The organism is Methylobacterium sp. E-065, from assembly GCF_022829605.1.
Taxonomy (GTDB): Bacteria; Pseudomonadota; Alphaproteobacteria; order Rhizobiales; family Beijerinckiaceae; genus Methylobacterium.
Window position 1 is genome coordinate 36,715 of sequence record NZ_JAKSYD010000118.1, and the last position, 15,658, is coordinate 52,372.

Annotated in this window: 14 protein-coding genes; 9 read left to right on the forward strand and 5 right to left on the reverse strand. The window is 68.9% G+C overall.

From position 1 onward, the window contains the following. Positions 1 to 40 precede the first annotated feature (40 nt). The 9 genes from MKK84_RS16445 (at position 41) to MKK84_RS16485 (ending at position 9,902) form a co-directional block, all read left to right on the forward strand. Complete coding sequence (locus tag MKK84_RS16445) at positions 41 to 1,627, forward strand: ABC transporter substrate-binding protein (RefSeq protein WP_243921498.1); 1,587 nt, start codon at positions 41 to 43, stop codon at positions 1,625 to 1,627. A 374-nt stretch (positions 1,628 to 2,001) separates the two neighbouring features. Beyond that, positions 2,002 to 2,943, forward strand: a complete 942-nt coding sequence (locus tag MKK84_RS16450; protein ID WP_243921500.1) for an ABC transporter permease — start codon at positions 2,002 to 2,004, stop codon at positions 2,941 to 2,943. Further along, entirely contained in the window at positions 2,940 to 3,914 is a 975-nt protein-coding gene (locus MKK84_RS16455) for an ABC transporter permease (RefSeq protein WP_409566514.1), read from the forward strand. Before MKK84_RS16450 ends, MKK84_RS16455 begins: the two co-directional genes overlap by 4 nt. Beyond that, positions 3,914 to 4,912 carry an ABC transporter ATP-binding protein gene (locus MKK84_RS16460; protein ID WP_243921502.1) on the forward strand — a complete coding sequence of 333 codons (999 nt, stop codon included), beginning with the start codon at positions 3,914 to 3,916 and terminating at the stop codon, positions 4,910 to 4,912. Before MKK84_RS16455 ends, MKK84_RS16460 begins: the two co-directional genes overlap by 1 nt. Further along, a complete protein-coding gene (locus MKK84_RS16465; protein WP_243921504.1) occupies positions 4,909 to 5,925 on the forward strand; it encodes an ABC transporter ATP-binding protein in 1,017 nt (338 codons plus the stop codon). The genes MKK84_RS16460 and MKK84_RS16465 overlap by 4 nt, the downstream gene beginning before the upstream one ends. 13 nt (positions 5,926 to 5,938) lie before the next feature. Beyond that, positions 5,939 to 7,078: an amidohydrolase/deacetylase family metallohydrolase gene (locus MKK84_RS16470; protein ID WP_243921506.1), complete on the forward strand. Its 1,140-nt coding sequence runs from the start codon at positions 5,939 to 5,941 to the stop codon at positions 7,076 to 7,078. A gap of 139 nt (positions 7,079 to 7,217) precedes the next feature. Continuing rightward, positions 7,218 to 7,988 (forward strand): ABC transporter ATP-binding protein, encoded by a 771-nt coding sequence (locus MKK84_RS16475; RefSeq protein WP_243921508.1) that lies wholly within the window; start codon positions 7,218 to 7,220, stop codon positions 7,986 to 7,988. Beyond that, complete coding sequence (locus MKK84_RS16480) at positions 7,981 to 8,904, forward strand: ABC transporter permease (protein WP_243921510.1); 924 nt, start codon at positions 7,981 to 7,983, stop codon at positions 8,902 to 8,904. The genes MKK84_RS16475 and MKK84_RS16480 overlap by 8 nt, the downstream gene beginning before the upstream one ends. 548 nt (positions 8,905 to 9,452) lie before the next feature. Next, entirely contained in the window at positions 9,453 to 9,902 is a 450-nt protein-coding gene (locus MKK84_RS16485) for a MucR family transcriptional regulator (RefSeq protein ID WP_243921529.1), read from the forward strand. Here the strand turns inward: MKK84_RS16485 and MKK84_RS16490 are convergent. From MKK84_RS16490 to MKK84_RS16510, 5 genes are all read right to left on the reverse strand, one after another. Beyond that, a complete protein-coding gene (locus tag MKK84_RS16490; RefSeq protein WP_243921512.1) occupies positions 9,875 to 10,225 on the reverse strand; it encodes a hypothetical protein in 351 nt (116 codons plus the stop codon). The genes MKK84_RS16485 and MKK84_RS16490 overlap by 28 nt on opposite strands. 191 nt (positions 10,226 to 10,416) lie before the next feature. Further along, positions 10,417 to 12,021, reverse strand: coding sequence for an ABC transporter ATP-binding protein (locus MKK84_RS16495; protein ID WP_243921514.1), 1,605 nt, complete (start codon positions 12,019 to 12,021; stop codon positions 10,417 to 10,419). Positions 12,022 to 12,024: 3 nt separating this feature from the next. Next, a complete protein-coding gene (locus MKK84_RS16500; protein WP_243921516.1) occupies positions 12,025 to 13,446 on the reverse strand; it encodes a M20 family metallopeptidase in 1,422 nt (473 codons plus the stop codon). A 61-nt stretch (positions 13,447 to 13,507) separates the two neighbouring features. After that, on the reverse strand, positions 13,508 to 14,443 hold the full coding sequence (locus MKK84_RS16505; protein ID WP_243921518.1) for an ABC transporter permease: 936 nt from the start codon (positions 14,441 to 14,443) through the stop codon (positions 13,508 to 13,510). 14 nt (positions 14,444 to 14,457) lie between these two features. Beyond that, positions 14,458 to 15,375, reverse strand: a complete 918-nt coding sequence (locus MKK84_RS16510) for an ABC transporter permease (RefSeq protein ID WP_243921520.1) — start codon at positions 15,373 to 15,375, stop codon at positions 14,458 to 14,460. Positions 15,376 to 15,658 lie beyond the last annotated feature (283 nt).

The window sequence follows — 15,658 nt, forward strand, 5'->3', positions numbered from 1 at the left end:
GCGACGCGTGCCTGAGATCCGCACCGCCAGGGAGATCACGATGGACCGCAGGACCTTCCTCAAGGGTTCGGCCGCGCTCGGGCTGGCCGCGCCGCAGGTCGCGATGCCGGCGCTCGCCCAGGGCGCCAAGGTGCTGCGCTTCGTACCGCAGGCGAACCTCGCGAATTTCGATCCGATCTGGGGCACCCAGTACGTGGTGCGCAACGCCGGCACCCTCGTGTGGGACATGCTCTACGGCGTCGACGACCAGCTGAAGCCGCAGCGCCAGATGGTCGAGTCCGAGGAGGTCTCGGGCGATCACCTGACCTGGACGTTCCGGCTGCGCCCCGGCCTGATGTGGCACGACGGCGAACCCGTCCTGTCCAAGGACGTGGTGGCGAGCCTCACCCGCTGGATGGCCCGCGACCCGATCGGCCTGATGATCCGCGGCGTCCAGGACGAGCTGGCGGCCACCGACGACCGAACCTTCCGCTGGCGCCTCAAGAAGCCGTTTCCGAAACTCCTTTACGCGCTCGGCAAGACCAACGCCCCGATGGCGCTGATCATGCCGGAGCGGATCGCCAAGACCGACCCGTTCACGCAGATCACCGAGTATGTCGGCTCGGGCCCGATGAAGTTCGTGCGCAACGAGTGGGTTCCGGGCGCCCGGGCGGTGTTCGAGAAATACGCCGGCTACAAGCCCCGCGAGGAGCCGAATTCCTGGCTGGCCGGCGGCAAGCGCATTCTCGTCGACCGGGTCGAGTGGGTGATCATGCCGGACGCCGCCACCGCCTCGGCGGCCCTGCAGAACGGCGAGGTCGATTGGTGGGAGAACCCGATCTCCGACCTCGTGCCGCTGCTGCGCAAGAACGCCAACCTCGCCGTCGATATCGCCGACCCGCTGGGCAATGTCGGGTCGTTCCGGATGAACCACCTGTATCCGCCCTTCGACAATCCGAAGATCCGGCAGGCGGTCCTGACCGCCATGAACCAGGAGGATTACATGCGGGCGATCGTCGGCGACGACGACAGCCTGTGGAAGAAACTCCCCGGCTTCTTCACCCCGGGCACAGCGCTCTACAGCGAGGCGGGCGGGGAGAATGTCGGCAAGGGCGACATCGCGCTGGGCCGCAAGATGCTCAAGGAGGCCGGCTACAAGGGCGAGCCCGTCACCTGCGTGGTGGCGCAGGACCAGCCGATCACCAAGGCGCAGGGCGACATCACCGCCGACCTGTTGAAGCAGATGGGCTTCAACGTCGATTTCGTCGCCACCGACTGGGGCACCACCGGCACCCGGCGCGCCTCCAAGGCGCCGCCGTCGCAGGGTGGCTGGAACATGTTCCACACCTGGCATGCGGGCGCCGACACCATCAACCCGGCGGGCTACCCGGCGGTGCGCGCCAACGGCGACAAGGCGTGGTTCGGCTGGCCGAACGTCCCGCCCGTGGAGGCGGGGATCACCGAGTGGTTCGACGCCGCCGATCCCGCCTCCGAGAAGGCCGCGATCGACAAGGTCAACGCCGCCGCCTGCGAGGGCGTGGTCTACGTCCCGACCGGGTTCTTCCTTGGCTACCAGGCATGGCGGAAGAGCGTCTCGGGCATCGTGAAGGGGCCGATCCCGTTCACCTGGGGGGTGTCGAAGGCGTGATGGTGCAGGACCTCGCCAAATCGGGTTGCCCGATCCGTCCGGTTTCTCGTGTGGGCTACCAGCTTCGGACATTGCGCCCGGCAACGCGGCTGCAGGATGAGGCGCGTGTCCCCTCTCCCGAGCGGGAGAGGGGCAGGGTGAGGGATGAGAACTCTCAGGAAGAGGCGCGACCGATACACGCCGCAAGGCTGTGCTCGATCCTAAACGTTCTCGTCTCTCACCCCAACCCTCTCCCGCACGGGAGAGGGGGCCTGTCGCGATCGGCCGCTAGCGTCGGCACCCGACTCAGACATGTGAACGCCATCACCCGCAGAGGGGAGACGGGGATGCGTCCAGCCCTTCAGTCCCTCCGGCCAGCACGATAGCGAGGACCCATGCTCGGCTATATCGGCAGGCGCATCCTGGCCACCATCCCGGTCATGGCGGTGGTCGGGCTGTTCGTGTTCAGCCTCCTCTACTTCGCCGATGGCGATCCGGCCGCGATCATCGCGGGCGATCAGGCGAGCCCCGAGGATGTCGCCCGCATCCGCGCCTCGCTCGGCCTCGACCGGCCCTTCCTGGTGCGGTTCGGGGAATGGTCCTGGCAGATCCTGCACGGGGATCTCGGCACCTCGATCTTCACCAACCTGCCGGTCACCACGATGATCGGCCAGCGGGTACAGCCCACCGTCTCGCTGATGCTGGTCACCCTGGTCTTCGCCATCGCGGTGGCGGTGCCGCTCGGCGTCGTCGCCGCCTGGAAGGCCGGCAGCCTGATCGACCGCCTCGTCATGGGGCTCGCCGTGATGGGCTTCTCGGTGCCGGTCTTCGTGGTCGGCTACATCCTGGCCTACGTCTTCGCCCTCGAACTCGGCTGGCTGCCCGTGCAGGGCTACACGCCGATCGAGCAGGGGCTCTGGCCGTGGCTGTCGAACCTGATCCTGCCCGCGGTGACGCTCGGCCTCGTCTACATCGCGCTGATCGCCCGGGTGACCCGGGCCACCATGCTCGACGTGCTGAGCCAGGATTACGTGCGCACCGCCCGGGCCAAGGGTCTGTCGCAGGGCCCGGTCCTGTTCATCCACGCCCTCAAGAACGCCGCGGTGCCGATCGTTACCGTCATCGGCATCGGCATCGCCCTGCTGATCGGCGGCGCGGTGGTGACCGAGACGGTGTTCGCGATCCCCGGCCTCGGGCGGCTCACGGTCGATGCGATCCTGCGACGCGACTACCCGGTCATCCAGGGCGTCGTGCTGCTGTTCAGCTTCGTCTACGTGCTGGTGAACCTCGCCATCGACCTCTTCTACACCGTGCTCGACCCGAGGATCCGCTATTGACCGCGACCGTCGCGCCCTTCCCCGATCGCGCCCCGCAGGCGGGTGCTCCGCCCGGCGGCACGCTCTCAAAGGCCTCGCCGCCGCCGGGCCTCGCTATCGCGGCGCCGCTGCCGGACGTGATCCCGGTGCGCAAGCGCCGGGGCCCGGTCTGGACCTATATCCGCCGCAACCCGACCATCGTGGCCGGCGGCCTGCTGTTGCTGATCGTGTTCCTGATGGCGGCGCTGGCACCGTGGCTCGGCACCGTCGATCCGACCGCCCTGGCGCCGGCCAAGCGGACCCGGATGCCCTCCGCGCAGTACTGGTTCGGCACCGACATGCTCGGCCGCGACGTCTACTCGCGGGTGGTCTACGGGGCTCGGGTCTCGCTGCTGGTCGGCTTCTCGGTGGCGTTCCTCGCCTCGATCGCGGGGCTCGCGGTCGGGCTCGTCTCCGGCATGGTGCGCTGGCTCGACGGGATCGTCATGCGGGTCGTCGACGGCATGATGTCGATTCCGCCGATCCTGCTCGCCATCGCGCTGATGGCGCTGACCCGCGGCTCGGTCCAGAACGTCATTGTGGCGATCACCATCGCGGAGATCCCGCGCGTCGCCCGCCTCGTGCGCGGCGTGGTGCTGTCCCTGCGCGAGCAGCCCTATGTCGAGGCGGCGGTGACCACGGGCACGCGGATGCCGGCGATCATCTGGCGCCATATCCTGCCCAACACGCTCGCGCCCATGACCGTGCAGGCGACCTACATCTGCGCCTCCGCGATGATCACCGAGGCGATCCTGTCGTTCATCGGCGCGGGCGTACCGCCCTCGACGCCCTCCTGGGGCAACATCATGGCCGAGGGCCGGGCGCTCTGGCAGGTGAAGTTCTACATCATCCTGTTCCCGGCGATCTTCCTGTCCACCACCGTTCTGGCGGTGAACCTCGTCGGCGACGGCCTGCGCGACGCCCTTGATCCCCGCATGGCGAAAGACGTCTGATGAGCGGCGCACCCCTCCTGTCGATCGAGAACCTGCAGGTTCATTTCCGCACCCCCGACGGGGTCAACCGGGCGGTGGACGGGGTCTCGTTCGCGATCGGGTCTGGCGAGACCCTGGCGATCGTGGGCGAATCCGGCTGCGGCAAGTCGGTGACCTCCATGTCGATCTTGCGGCTCCTGCCCGAGCCCCCGGCCCGCATCGCCGGTGCCATCAAGTTCGAAGGACAGAACCTCCTCGATCTGCCGGACCGCGCCATGCGCAAGATCCGCGGCAACGACATCAGCGTGATCTTCCAGGAGCCGATGACCTCGTTGAACCCGGTCCTGACGGTCGGCCGCCAGATCGGCGAGACCCTGCGCCTGCACCAGGGCTTGAGCCGGCGCGAGGCCGAGGAGCGGGCCGTGGAGATGCTGACGCTGGTCGGCATCCCCGAGCCGCGGCGCCGGGTACGGGAATATCCGCACCAGCTCTCCGGCGGCATGCGCCAGCGGGTGATGATCGCCATCGCGCTCGCCTGCTCGCCGAAACTCCTGATCGCCGACGAGCCGACCACGGCGCTGGACGTGACCATCCAGGCCCAGATCCTCGACCTGATGCGCGACCTGAAGGCCCGGGTCGGCGCCGCCATCATGCTGATCACCCACGATCTCGGCGTGGTGGCCGAAGTCGCCGACCGGGTGGTGGTGATGTATGCCGGCCGCAAGGTCGAGGAGGCGCCGGTCCGCGAGCTGTTCCGGGCGCCGCGCCATCCCTACACCCGCGGCCTGATGGGGGCGGTGCCGAAGCTCGGCGCGGTCGAGCACGGGGCCGACGCACGGCTCGCCGAGATCCCCGGCATGGTGCCGAGCCTCAAGGGGCGGATCGAGGGCTGCGTCTTCGCCGGCCGCTGCCCGGACGTGACCGACCTGTGCCGCACCTATGCCCCCGCCCTGGAGCCGAAGGCCCCAGGCCATCTCGCCGCCTGCCACTACGCGCCGAAGGACGCCCTCGCGGCATGAGCGCCACGCACGCACCCGTCGGTCGCACCCTGCTGGAGGTCAACGACCTCAAGAAGCACTTCGCCCTCGGCGGCGGCCTGTTCGGCCAGTCCAAGCGCGTGCTGAAGGCGGTGGACGGCCTGTCCTTCACGGTCGCCCGCGGCGAGACCCTCTCGCTCGTCGGCGAATCCGGCTGCGGCAAGTCCACCGTCGCCAAGGCGCTGATGCGCCTCTACGCCCCCACCGCCGGCCAGGTGGTGCTGGACGGGCGGCGCATCGACGACCTCTCGCCCGGGACGCTGCGGCCCCTGCGGCGGCACATCCAGATGGTGTTCCAGGATCCGTTCTCGTCGCTGAACCCGCGGATGCGGGTGCGGGCGATCCTGGCCGAGCCGATCCACAATTTCGGCCTCGCCCGGAACAAGGCCGACCTGGAGAGCCGGCTGGCCAGCCTGATGGAGCGGGTCGGCCTGCCGCGGGAGGCGCTGGGGCGCTTTCCCCACGAGTTCTCGGGCGGCCAGCGCCAGCGCATCGGCATCGCCCGGGCGCTCGCCGCCGAGCCGGACCTGATCATCTGCGACGAGGCTGTCTCGGCGCTCGACGTTTCCGTGAAGGCGCAGATCGTCAACCTGCTGCGCGACCTGCAGCGCGAACTCGACCTCGCGATGCTGTTCATCTCGCACGACCTCGCGATCGTCGAGCACATGACCCACCGGGTGGCGGTGATGTATCTCGGCAGGATCGTCGAGATCGGCCCGCGCCGCGACATCTTCCTGGCCCCGAAGCACCCCTACACCCAGGCCCTGCTCTCGGCGGTGCCGATCCCGGAGCCCGGGGCCGGGCGCACCCGGATCGTACTCAAGGGCGACGTGCCGAGCCCGATCGACCCGCCGTCGGGCTGCCGCTTCCACACCCGCTGCCCGCACGCCTTCGACCGCTGCCGGACCGAGGTGCCCGGGCTCGATGCCGTGGGCGCCGGCCATTTCGCCGCCTGCCACCTCAACGACAAGGCCGTGCCTGCCCAGGCAGCCTGACCCGGAGCCAGACGTGCAGCACGACCTTATCCTGAAGGGCGCACGGGTCATCGACCCGTCGCAGAACCATGACGGCCTCTGCGATGTCGCCTTCGCGGGTGGCCGGGTCTCGGGCTTCGGCCGCGACCTCCCGGCCGGTCCGGGCACGCAGGTGCGCGACATGGCCGGTGCGATCGTGACGCCCGGCCTGATCGACCTCCACACCCATGTCTATTGGGGCGGTACCTCGATCGGCATCGACGCCGACGAATTCTGCCGGACCTCCGGGGTCACCACGTCGGTCGATACCGGCAGCGCCGGGCCCGGCAACTTCGCCGGCTTCCGCAAGCACGTCATCGACCGCTCGGAGGCGCGGATCCTCGCCTACCTGCACGTCTCCTTCGCGGGCATCTACGCGTTCTCGAAGACCATCATGGTCGGTGAGAGCCAGGATCCGCGCCTCATGGCGCCCCGCGAGGCCGTCGAGGTCGCCGAGGCCAACCGGGACGTGATCATCGGCATCAAGGTCCGGGTCGGGCGCAATTCCTCGGGCGACCAGGGCACCGCGCCGCTCGGCATCGCGCTTCAGGTGGCGGAGGAAACCGGGCTGCCGCTGATGGCCCATATCGACGAGCCGCCGCCGAGCTACGAGGAGGTGCTGGCCATGCTCCGCCCCGGAGACGTGCTGACCCACGCCTTCCGGCCGTTCCCCAATTCCCCGGTGACCGCCCAAGGCGCCGTGAAGCCCGCCTTGCGCGAGGCCCGCGCCCGGGGCGTGCTGTTCGACATCGGCCACGGCAAGGGCTCGTTCGCGTTCAAGACGGCGCGGGCCATGATGGCGGGCGGCTTCCTGCCCGATACGATCTCGTCGGACGTGCACCAGCTCTGCATCGACGGGCCGGCCTTCGATCAGGTCACCACCATGTCCAAGATGCTCTGCCTCGGCATGAGCCTCACCGACGTGATCGCCGCCTCCACGGTGAACGCCGCCGTGGCGGTGAAGCGGATGGAGTACGGCACCCTGAAGGTCGGCGCGCTCGGCGATGCCACCGTGCTGGCAGTCCGGGACGGTGCATTCGACTACGTCGACACACGCGGCGAGCACATGACCGGCGCGCAGCGGATCACCGCCGAGGGCGTCGTGCTCAAGGGCCGGTGGTGGCATCCGGCGTAACTAGGATATCGGTCCTGTTACATACAAAATAACGGCCTTTACAGCCTCTTCGGCGCACCGATACACTTTCCCGTGAGGGCCAGGCCATCGTGGAGCCCTCAGCGAAACGCGCACCAAGCCGCGGCGCCCGGGAGGATGGATGGATACGGATCGACCTCTTCTGGAGGTGGACGGGGTCACGCTTCGGTACAAGACGCGGGACCATCTGGTAACGGCGACCTACCGGGTGAGCTTCCGGGTGTTTCCCGGGGACCGGTTCGTGCTGCTGGGCCCTTCGGGTTGCGGGAAGTCGACGCTGCTGAAGGCCGTGGGCGGCTACATGGCCCCCACCGAGGGCGAGATCCGCCTCAAGGGCCGGCCGGTCACCCAGCCCGGGCCCGACCGGATGATGGTGTTCCAGGAATTCGACCAGCTCCTACCCTGGAAGACGGTGCGCCAGAACGTCGTGTTCGCACTCGAAGCCTCCGGCCGGCTGACCGGCAAGGCCGCGCGCGAGCGGGCGGACCTGTACATCGACAAGGTCAACCTGACCCGCTTCGCCGACAGCTACCCGCACACGCTGTCGGGCGGCATGAAGCAGCGCGTGGCCATCGCCCGCGGCATGGCGATGGAGCCCGACATCCTGCTCATGGACGAGCCGTTCGCGGCGCTCGACGCGCTCACGCGCCGGCGCATGCAGGACGAGCTTCTGGCCCTGTGGGAGGGCACGCGCTTCACCGTGCTGTTCGTGACCCACTCGATCCCGGAAGCGATCAAGATCGGCGCGCGCATCCTGCTGCTGTCGCCCCACCCGGGCGAGGTCAAGGCCGAGCTCAACAGCGCCGACACCCCCGAGGCGGCGTTGCGCCTGGAGAATCGCATCCAGCAGATGCTGTTTTCCGAGGCGATTCCGGAGGCCGAGAATGTCTAGCGCCCTCGCCGACCCGCCGGCTGCTGCCCCGCCGCCCGTCCACCGGGCGCCCTCGGCACGGCCCGAGATCGTCCACACGCTCGGGCCGGCCCGGGACGGGACGGCTGCGCCGGTGGTGGAGAAGCCGCTGTCGATCCTCGAGCGGCTCTACAACCAGGGCTGGCTGCGCAAGCTGATGATCCTGGCCGTGCTGGCGGGAATCTGGGAGGTCTATGGCCGCTACCTCGACAACGACCTCCTGTTCCCGACCTTCTCGGCCACCGTCGAAGCCTTCTTCCGAGGCATCATGGATGGCACGTTGCCGGCCCGCGCCTGGTCGTCGCTGCAGGTGCTGCTGATGGGCTACGCCGCCGGGGTCGCGCTGGCGAGCGTGCTGACGGGGCTCGCCATCGCCACGCGGGTGGGCACGGATGTGCTGGAGACGCTGACCGCCATGTTCAACCCGCTGCCGGCGATCGCGCTGCTGCCGCTGGCGCTGATCTGGTTCGGCCTCGGCAATGGCAGCCTGATCTTCGTGCTGGTGCATTCGGTGACCTGGGCGATCGCGCTCAACACCCATTCGGGCTTCCTGTCGGTAAGCCGGACGCTGACGATGGTGGGGCGCAATTACGGGCTCTCGGGCCCGCGGCTGATCGGCAAGATCCTGATCCCGGCGGCGTTCCCGGCCATCCTGACGGGCCTGAAGGTGGGCTGGGCCTTCGCGTGGCGCACGCTGATCGCGGCCGAGCTGGTCTTCGGCGTGTCCTCGGGCTCGGGAGGGCTGGGGTGGTTCATCTTCGAGAACAAGAACATGCTCGACATCCCCAACGTGTTCGCCGGGCTGCTGACCGTGATCCTGATCGGCTTGGTGGTCGAGAACCTGATCTTCCAGACCATCGAAGCCCGCACCATCCGGCGCTGGGGCATGCAGGCCTGAGCATGCACGCCTGAGATAAACCGGTCCCGGCAGAAGGCGTTCCGCCGGAGCGGCTTCCGCACTGCGACGCAGGCCCGGCGTGTCGCACCGGGTCTCGGCCTGCGCGTGCGACTGTGCGGGCCGCAGCGGCGATGCTGCCGCGCCCGAGCTTTCCCAGGAGCAGATCCGCGCGTCATCGCGCGGTGCGATCCCCGGCCGATCCCACCACCGCGCGAAGTCCGATCGACTGCGCCGCTCGAACGACCGTGATTCGCTATCCACACTTCAGACATCCGTCGCGGTCCGAAATGGTCTCATCCCGTAAAAAATGATCCGCGCACAGGCCGAGACGATATTGGGCGTCAGTGACGAACGATGATGCTATAAGTAGCCTCGATTTGTGGTTGAACCGGTTGAGAATAACCTTATTAGGGGCTGGATATCTGCCAGGATGAATTAAAATTCTTTCTCATCGGCAAGATCTTGGTCAAGACCGTCTTGACACAAGCATGGGTTTTGCTTTTGGAACCTACGACGCCACCCTTGAAAGCTTTGATCGGACCCGCGCTGTGCCCGAAAGAAATCCAGAGTCCGCCCTCGAGCGCGTCAAGCTCGCTGCCGAAATCGTTGCGGCTTATGTCTCGAACAATCCCGTCCCGCCGACCGCACTGCCCGAGCTGATGGCGGGCGTGCATGCGGCGCTGAACAATCTCGGCGGCCCGCGCACCGTTGAGGCCGCGCAGCCGGTCGAGCAGCCGACGCCTGCGCAGATCCGCAAGTCGGTCCAGCAGGACGGTATCACCAGCTTCATCGACGGGCGGTCCTACAAGACCCTGAAGCGCCATCTCACCGCCCACGGCTTGACGCCCGAGCAGTACCGGGAGCGCTACGGCCTGCCGGAGGATTACCCGATGACGGCTCCTGGCTATGCCGCTCAGCGCTCAGCGCTCGCGAAGGCGATCGGCCTCGGTGTCCCCGGCGGCCGGGTCGATCAGCGCCGGACGGGTACGAACGGCTGATCGGTGTCCCGCCGCGCTACGGTCTGTCGATCCGCTCTGCTCCGGAACGGCAGCACCTGCGCGGTCATCGGATCGGACCGGAACCACCGACCGAGATCGGGGCGTGCGGGCCGACCGAAGGTATCGGCCCAACTCAGCTTGATGACTTCACCCGGCGTCACCGGGTCCGCGGGCTCCGCATCGGACTGTGCCACCTTGCGTTGACCCGCGCCGATCCAGCGCGTGACCCGTTTGTCGGCCCCGCGGCGCAACGCGGGCGGCACTTCCGGCAGGGCGCGCTTGGCGGATCGCCGGATATCGTCGGGCTGGTCTGAAATGGACACGCTGAAAGAATCCCGGCCGCATTCGAAGTGCGAGCGTGGACGGATAGCGGGTTCGGCCGAGGATCCGCCGGGGGCGCTCGACCCTCGACACGACGCCATCCTACCGAAAGGCCTGATTCCCGACAGGGCAACGCTGTCCAAAAAACTTGTCTCAGCGTCCCAGATGGGCCCGATTTTGGCCTGAGAGGCGCTCAGGACACGTGTGTGCCCGGGACAGCCGCCAGCAGGCTGCGCGTATAAGCGTGCTCCGGCGCCGCGAACAGCTCGGCGGTGCCGCGCATCTCCACGATGGCGCCCCGATGCATCACGGCGATCCGGTCGCAGATCGTGGCCGCCACCCGCAGGTCGTGGGTGATGAATAGCATCGCAAGCGACAGGCGCTGCTTCAGGTCCTCCAGCAGGTCCAGCACCTGCCGCTGGACCGAGACGTCGAGCGCCGAGACCGCCTCGTCGGCCACCAGCACGTCCGGCTCCATGGCGAGCGCCCGGGCGATGCCGATGCGCTGGCGCTGCCCGCCCGAGAAGGCGTTCGGGTAGCGGGCGGCGGCCTTGGGATCGAGGCCGACGAGGTCGAGGAGGCTGCGCGCCCGCTCCCGCGCCTCCGCGGCCGGGACCCCGTGGGCGATCGGGCCCGCCGTGATGATCTGTTCCACGGTGCGGCGCGGGTTCAGGGACGCGAACGGATCCTGAAAGATCATCTGGATGCGAGTGCGCTTGTCGCGCAATTCGGCCTTCCCGAGGGCTGTGTAGTCGAGGTCGCCGAGCCGGACTGTGCCGCCGTCGGGCTCGATCAGCCGGATGGCGAGTCGCGCCGTGGTCGACTTGCCGGAGCCGGACTCGCCGACGATGCCGAGAGTCTCACCGCGGCGGACATCGAAGGAGACCTCTTTGACCGCCGCCACGATTCGCGGCTTGCCGAACAGGCCGGAGCGTCCCGCATAGGTCTTGGACAGGCCGCTCACCGTAAGGGCGACCGGGGCCGCCGCCAGGGGTGGGCGCGCCGGCGGCGTGAGGCTGGGGACTGCGGCGAGCAACGCCTTGGTGTAGGGCGCCTGCGGATTGCGCAGCACGGCCTCGGCGGTGCCGGATTCCACCAGCCGCCCGCGCTGGAGCACCGCCACGTGGTCGGCGATCTCCGCCACCACGCCGAAATCGTGGGTGATGAACAGGACGCTCATCCCACGCTTCTGCTGCAGGTCGCGGATCAGCCGGAGGATCTGGGCCTGGGTGGTGACGTCCAGCGCCGTGGTCGGCTCGTCGGCGACCAGCACAGACGGCTCCAGCGCCAGAGCCATGGCGATCATCGCCCGCTGCCGCTGGCCGCCGGAGAGCTGGTGCGGGTAGGCCCGCACCGCCTCCTGGGGGTTCGGCAGCCCGACCTCGGTGGCGAGCGCCTCCACCCGGGCCCAGCGCTCGCTGCGGGTGAGCAGGTTGTGGGCTTCGAACATCTCGGCGATCTGGTCGCCGATCCGCATCACCGGGTTCAGCGCCGTCATCGGCTCCTGGAACACCATGGCGATGCGCCGGCCCCGCAGGGCGCGCCACGCGGGCTCGTCGAGGGTCAGGAGATCCCGGCCCTCGAACAGGATCGACCCGGCCGTCGGTTTCAGCGCCCGCGGCAGGAGGCCGGTCAGCGCGTAGGCGCTCATCGACTTGCCGGAGCCCGATTCCCCGACCACGCACAGGATTTTCCCGGCTTCCAGGTCGAGGTTCAAGCCCTCGACCGCGTGCGGGCGGTCGGCGCCCTTGGGGAGCGCGATCGTCAGATCGCGGATGCGAACGACCGACTCGCTCATGATTCAGGCCCTCGCGGTGCGGCGGCGGAGGATGTCGGGTCCGGCCTCGGCCAGATCCCAGAACAGACCGGCCATGATCGCCAGGCCCTCCCGGGTGCCGGAGGCGAGCATGTGCTCGTCCGGACCGTGCTGGCGGCAGGCCGGGTAGGAATGCGGCACCCACAGGGTCGGCAGCCCCAGAATCTCCGAGAAGGCGTCGTTCGGCAGTGAGCCGCCGAGGTTCGGCAGCAGCGCCGGTTTTTTGCCGGAACTGGCCTCGATCGACTCCAGGGCCCACTCGACCCAGGGGTCTTCCACGGGCAACCGTGTCGCCTGAAACACCTCTGCGGCGCGGGCCGGCCTGACCTCGATCATCGGGAAGCCGTGCGCGTCGAGATGGGTGCGCACGTTCTGGATGAGATTCTGCCAGTCGGTGCCGACCACGAAGCGCAGCTGCAGGGTCGCCTTGGCGTGGGGCGGCACGGCGTTGAGCGGCCCGTCCGGATCGCCGGTCTTGAAGGCCAGCACCTCCAGCGTGTTCCAGGCGAAGACCCGCTCGGCCGGCGTCAGGCTCGGCTCGCCCCAGTCGGTGTCGATCGTGGGCGCGGTCGGGTCCTCGCCGACGCGGATGTCGGCGAGCGCCGCGCGCACGCCCTCGGGGATTGGCGGCGGCCGCAGGGCGTCCACCAGGATGCTGCCGCGGGCATCGACCATCGAGGCGATTGCCGAGGCCAGCACGGTGCCGGGGTTGCGCAGCAGCCCGCCCCAATTGCCGGAATGGTGCGGGCCTTCCCGCAGATCGAGGTTCAGCTCGAAATTGTAGGCGCCGCGGGAGCCCAGGAAGAGGGTCGGGCGCTCGCCGTTGAGCCGCGGTCCGTCCGAGGCGATCAGCACGTCGGAACGCAGCGCCTCGGCCTGCGCGCGGCAGAACGGCCGCAGACCCGGGGAGCCGGATTCCTCGCCCATCTCGATCAGCAGCTTCACGTTGAAGCCCAGATGCCCTTCGCGGGCCGCGATCACCTGCTCCAGCGCCGCGAGGTTGATGACGTGCTGGCCCTTGTTGTCGGCGGTGCCGCGGCCGTACCAGCGGTCGCCCTCGACCACGATCTCCCAGGGGCCGAGGCCCTCCCGCCACTGCTCAGGGTAGCCCCGCACCGTGTCGCCGTGGCCGTAGATCAGCACGGTCGGCAGATCCGCGCCCTCGTGCCGCTCGGCGACCAGGAACGGCCCGTGCACGCCATCCGGGTTGTCGAAGACTTTTGGGGCTGCGAAGCCGAGGCGGGCGACAAGCGGCGTGATGAAGGCGTCGAGATAGGCGCGGAGCGCTGCTTCCTGGCCGGGGGCCTGGCTCTCGGTGGGCATCGCCACCGCCTCCCGCAGGCGTGCGAGGAACGCGCCCGAGTCGAAGCTGTCAGTGGCGCGCGCGATGGCGGCGTCTCGCGTCATGGTGTGTTTCCCGTGAAACATTCTGGTGCCGTGCCGCCCGGATCCTCGCCGGAGGGCATCGTCAGTGGCGCGCCTCGGGCGCCGTGATGTCGCGCAGGCCATCCCCCAGGAGGTTGATCGCCAGCACGAGGAGGAGGAGCGCCACGCCCGGAATGGTGATCACCCAGGGCTGGAAGAACATGTACTGCTTGCCCTCGGCGATCATCAGGCCCCAAGAGGGCAGGGGCGGCTGCACGCCGAGGCCGAGGAACGACAGGGCGGCCTCCAGCAGGATCGCGTGGGCCATCTCCAGGGTCGCCACGACGATCAACGCGTTCATGATGTTGGGCAGGATTTCCTGGCCGATGATGCGCAGGTCCGAGAGCCCGACAGCCCGCGCCGCGCTGACGAAATCCTGGTTGCGGATCTGCTGGGTGGCGGCGCGCGTCACCACGGCGAAGCGGTCCCAGAGCAGGAAGCCCAGCACCAGCACCACCACCTTCAGGGAGCCGCCAACAAGGGCCGCCATGGCGAGCGCCACCAGCACCACCGGCATGGCGAGCCGGGTGGTCACGATGTAGCTCACCACCGAATCGACCCAGCCGCCGAAATAACCGGCGCAGAGCCCCAGCACCGTGCCGATGAACCCGGAGATCAACGCCGCCGAGAGGCCGATCAGCAGGGAGATCTGGCCGCCGTAGAGCAGGCGGCTGAGATAATCGCGGCCGAGCTTGTCGGTGCCGAGCACGTGGTCCCAGGTGCCCTTGGCCAGCCAGATCGGCGGGATCAGGCGGCGGGACACGTCCTGCGCGTAGGGGTCGTGCGGGGCGACGAGCGGCGCGGCCAAAGCTGCCAGCACGATCAGCCCGAGGATCCCGGCCCCGATCAGGAAGCCGGTGTGGCGCAGGCCCCGCCGCAGGATCAACCGGGTGGGGGAGGGTACCGGCGCCAGGGCGATCGGCACGTCCGGGGGCAGGGCCGGGGCGGCGAGCGCCGCCGTATCGGGGGGGAGGCTCATGGCGGGCTCCATCCTCACGCTTGGCGCAGGCGCGGATCGAGGAAGGCGTTCAGCAGGTCGGCGGCGAGCGTCAGGCCGATGTAGATCATGGCCAGAACCAGCACGATCGCCTGGACGACGGGGAAGTCGTTGCGGGCGATGGATTCCCAGGCGAGCTGCCCGAGGCCCTGGAGCGAGAACACCGCCTCGATCACGATCGAGCCGCCGAGCATGAAGCCGAACTGCACCGCCGACAGGGCGATCACCGGGATGACGGCATTGCGCAGGGCGTGGCGCACCAGAATCTTCCGGGGCGGCAGTCCCTTGGCGCGGGCGGTGCGGACATAGTCGGAGGCCAGCACCTCCAGCATGCCGTTGCGGGTCAGTCGCATCACCGCCGGCATCGCGTAATAGCCGAGCGCCACCGCGGGCAGGACGAAGTTCTGCCAACCGGCGTTGCCCGAGACCGGCAGCCAGCGGAGATTCACGGAAAAGATCAGGATCAGCGTCAGGCCGAACCAGAAGCTCGGCATCGCCTGACCGAGCACCGAGACGGCGAGCGCCGTCCGGTCGATCCAAGTGTCTCGCTTGACGGCGGCGACGACGCCCAGCGGGATCGCCACGAACAGCGCCACGGCGAGCGCGATGAAGCCGAGATACAGGGTGATCGGCAGGCGGGCGGCCAGCAGGTCGATCACGCTCTCGCGGAAGTAGAAGGAGTTGCCGAAGTCGAGATGCAGCGCCCGCCAGCCCCAGGTGAGGAACTGGGTGAGCATCGGCTGGTCCAGCCCGTAATCCTGGCGGATCTGGGCGATCTGCGGGCCGGTGGCCTCGGGTCCGGCGATCGCGGTGGCGAGGTCACCCGAGAGGTGGAGGAGCAGGAAGCTCGCCACCGAGACCGTGAACGCCACCGCCAGGGCGACCAGGATGCGCCGGACCGTGAACGCCAGCATGGCTCAGGCTCCTTTCTGGAGATCGGCGACGGATCGGTTGGTGGTGGCGGGATCCGGACGGATCGCGGGTCCCCTCTCCCGTTCGGGAGAGGGACAGGGTGAGGGATGAGAACTTTCCGGAGAGGTCGCACCCCTCACCCCAACCCTCTCCCGCACGGGAGAGGGGGCCGGTCGCGCAGCGGCGGCCATCACCGTCACTTCCACGACGCCGCATAGAAGCGCGCCACCTCGTCGGGCTGCGCGGTGAAGGTGAGGTCCGACGTGAAGGCGTAGTTGGTCGAGT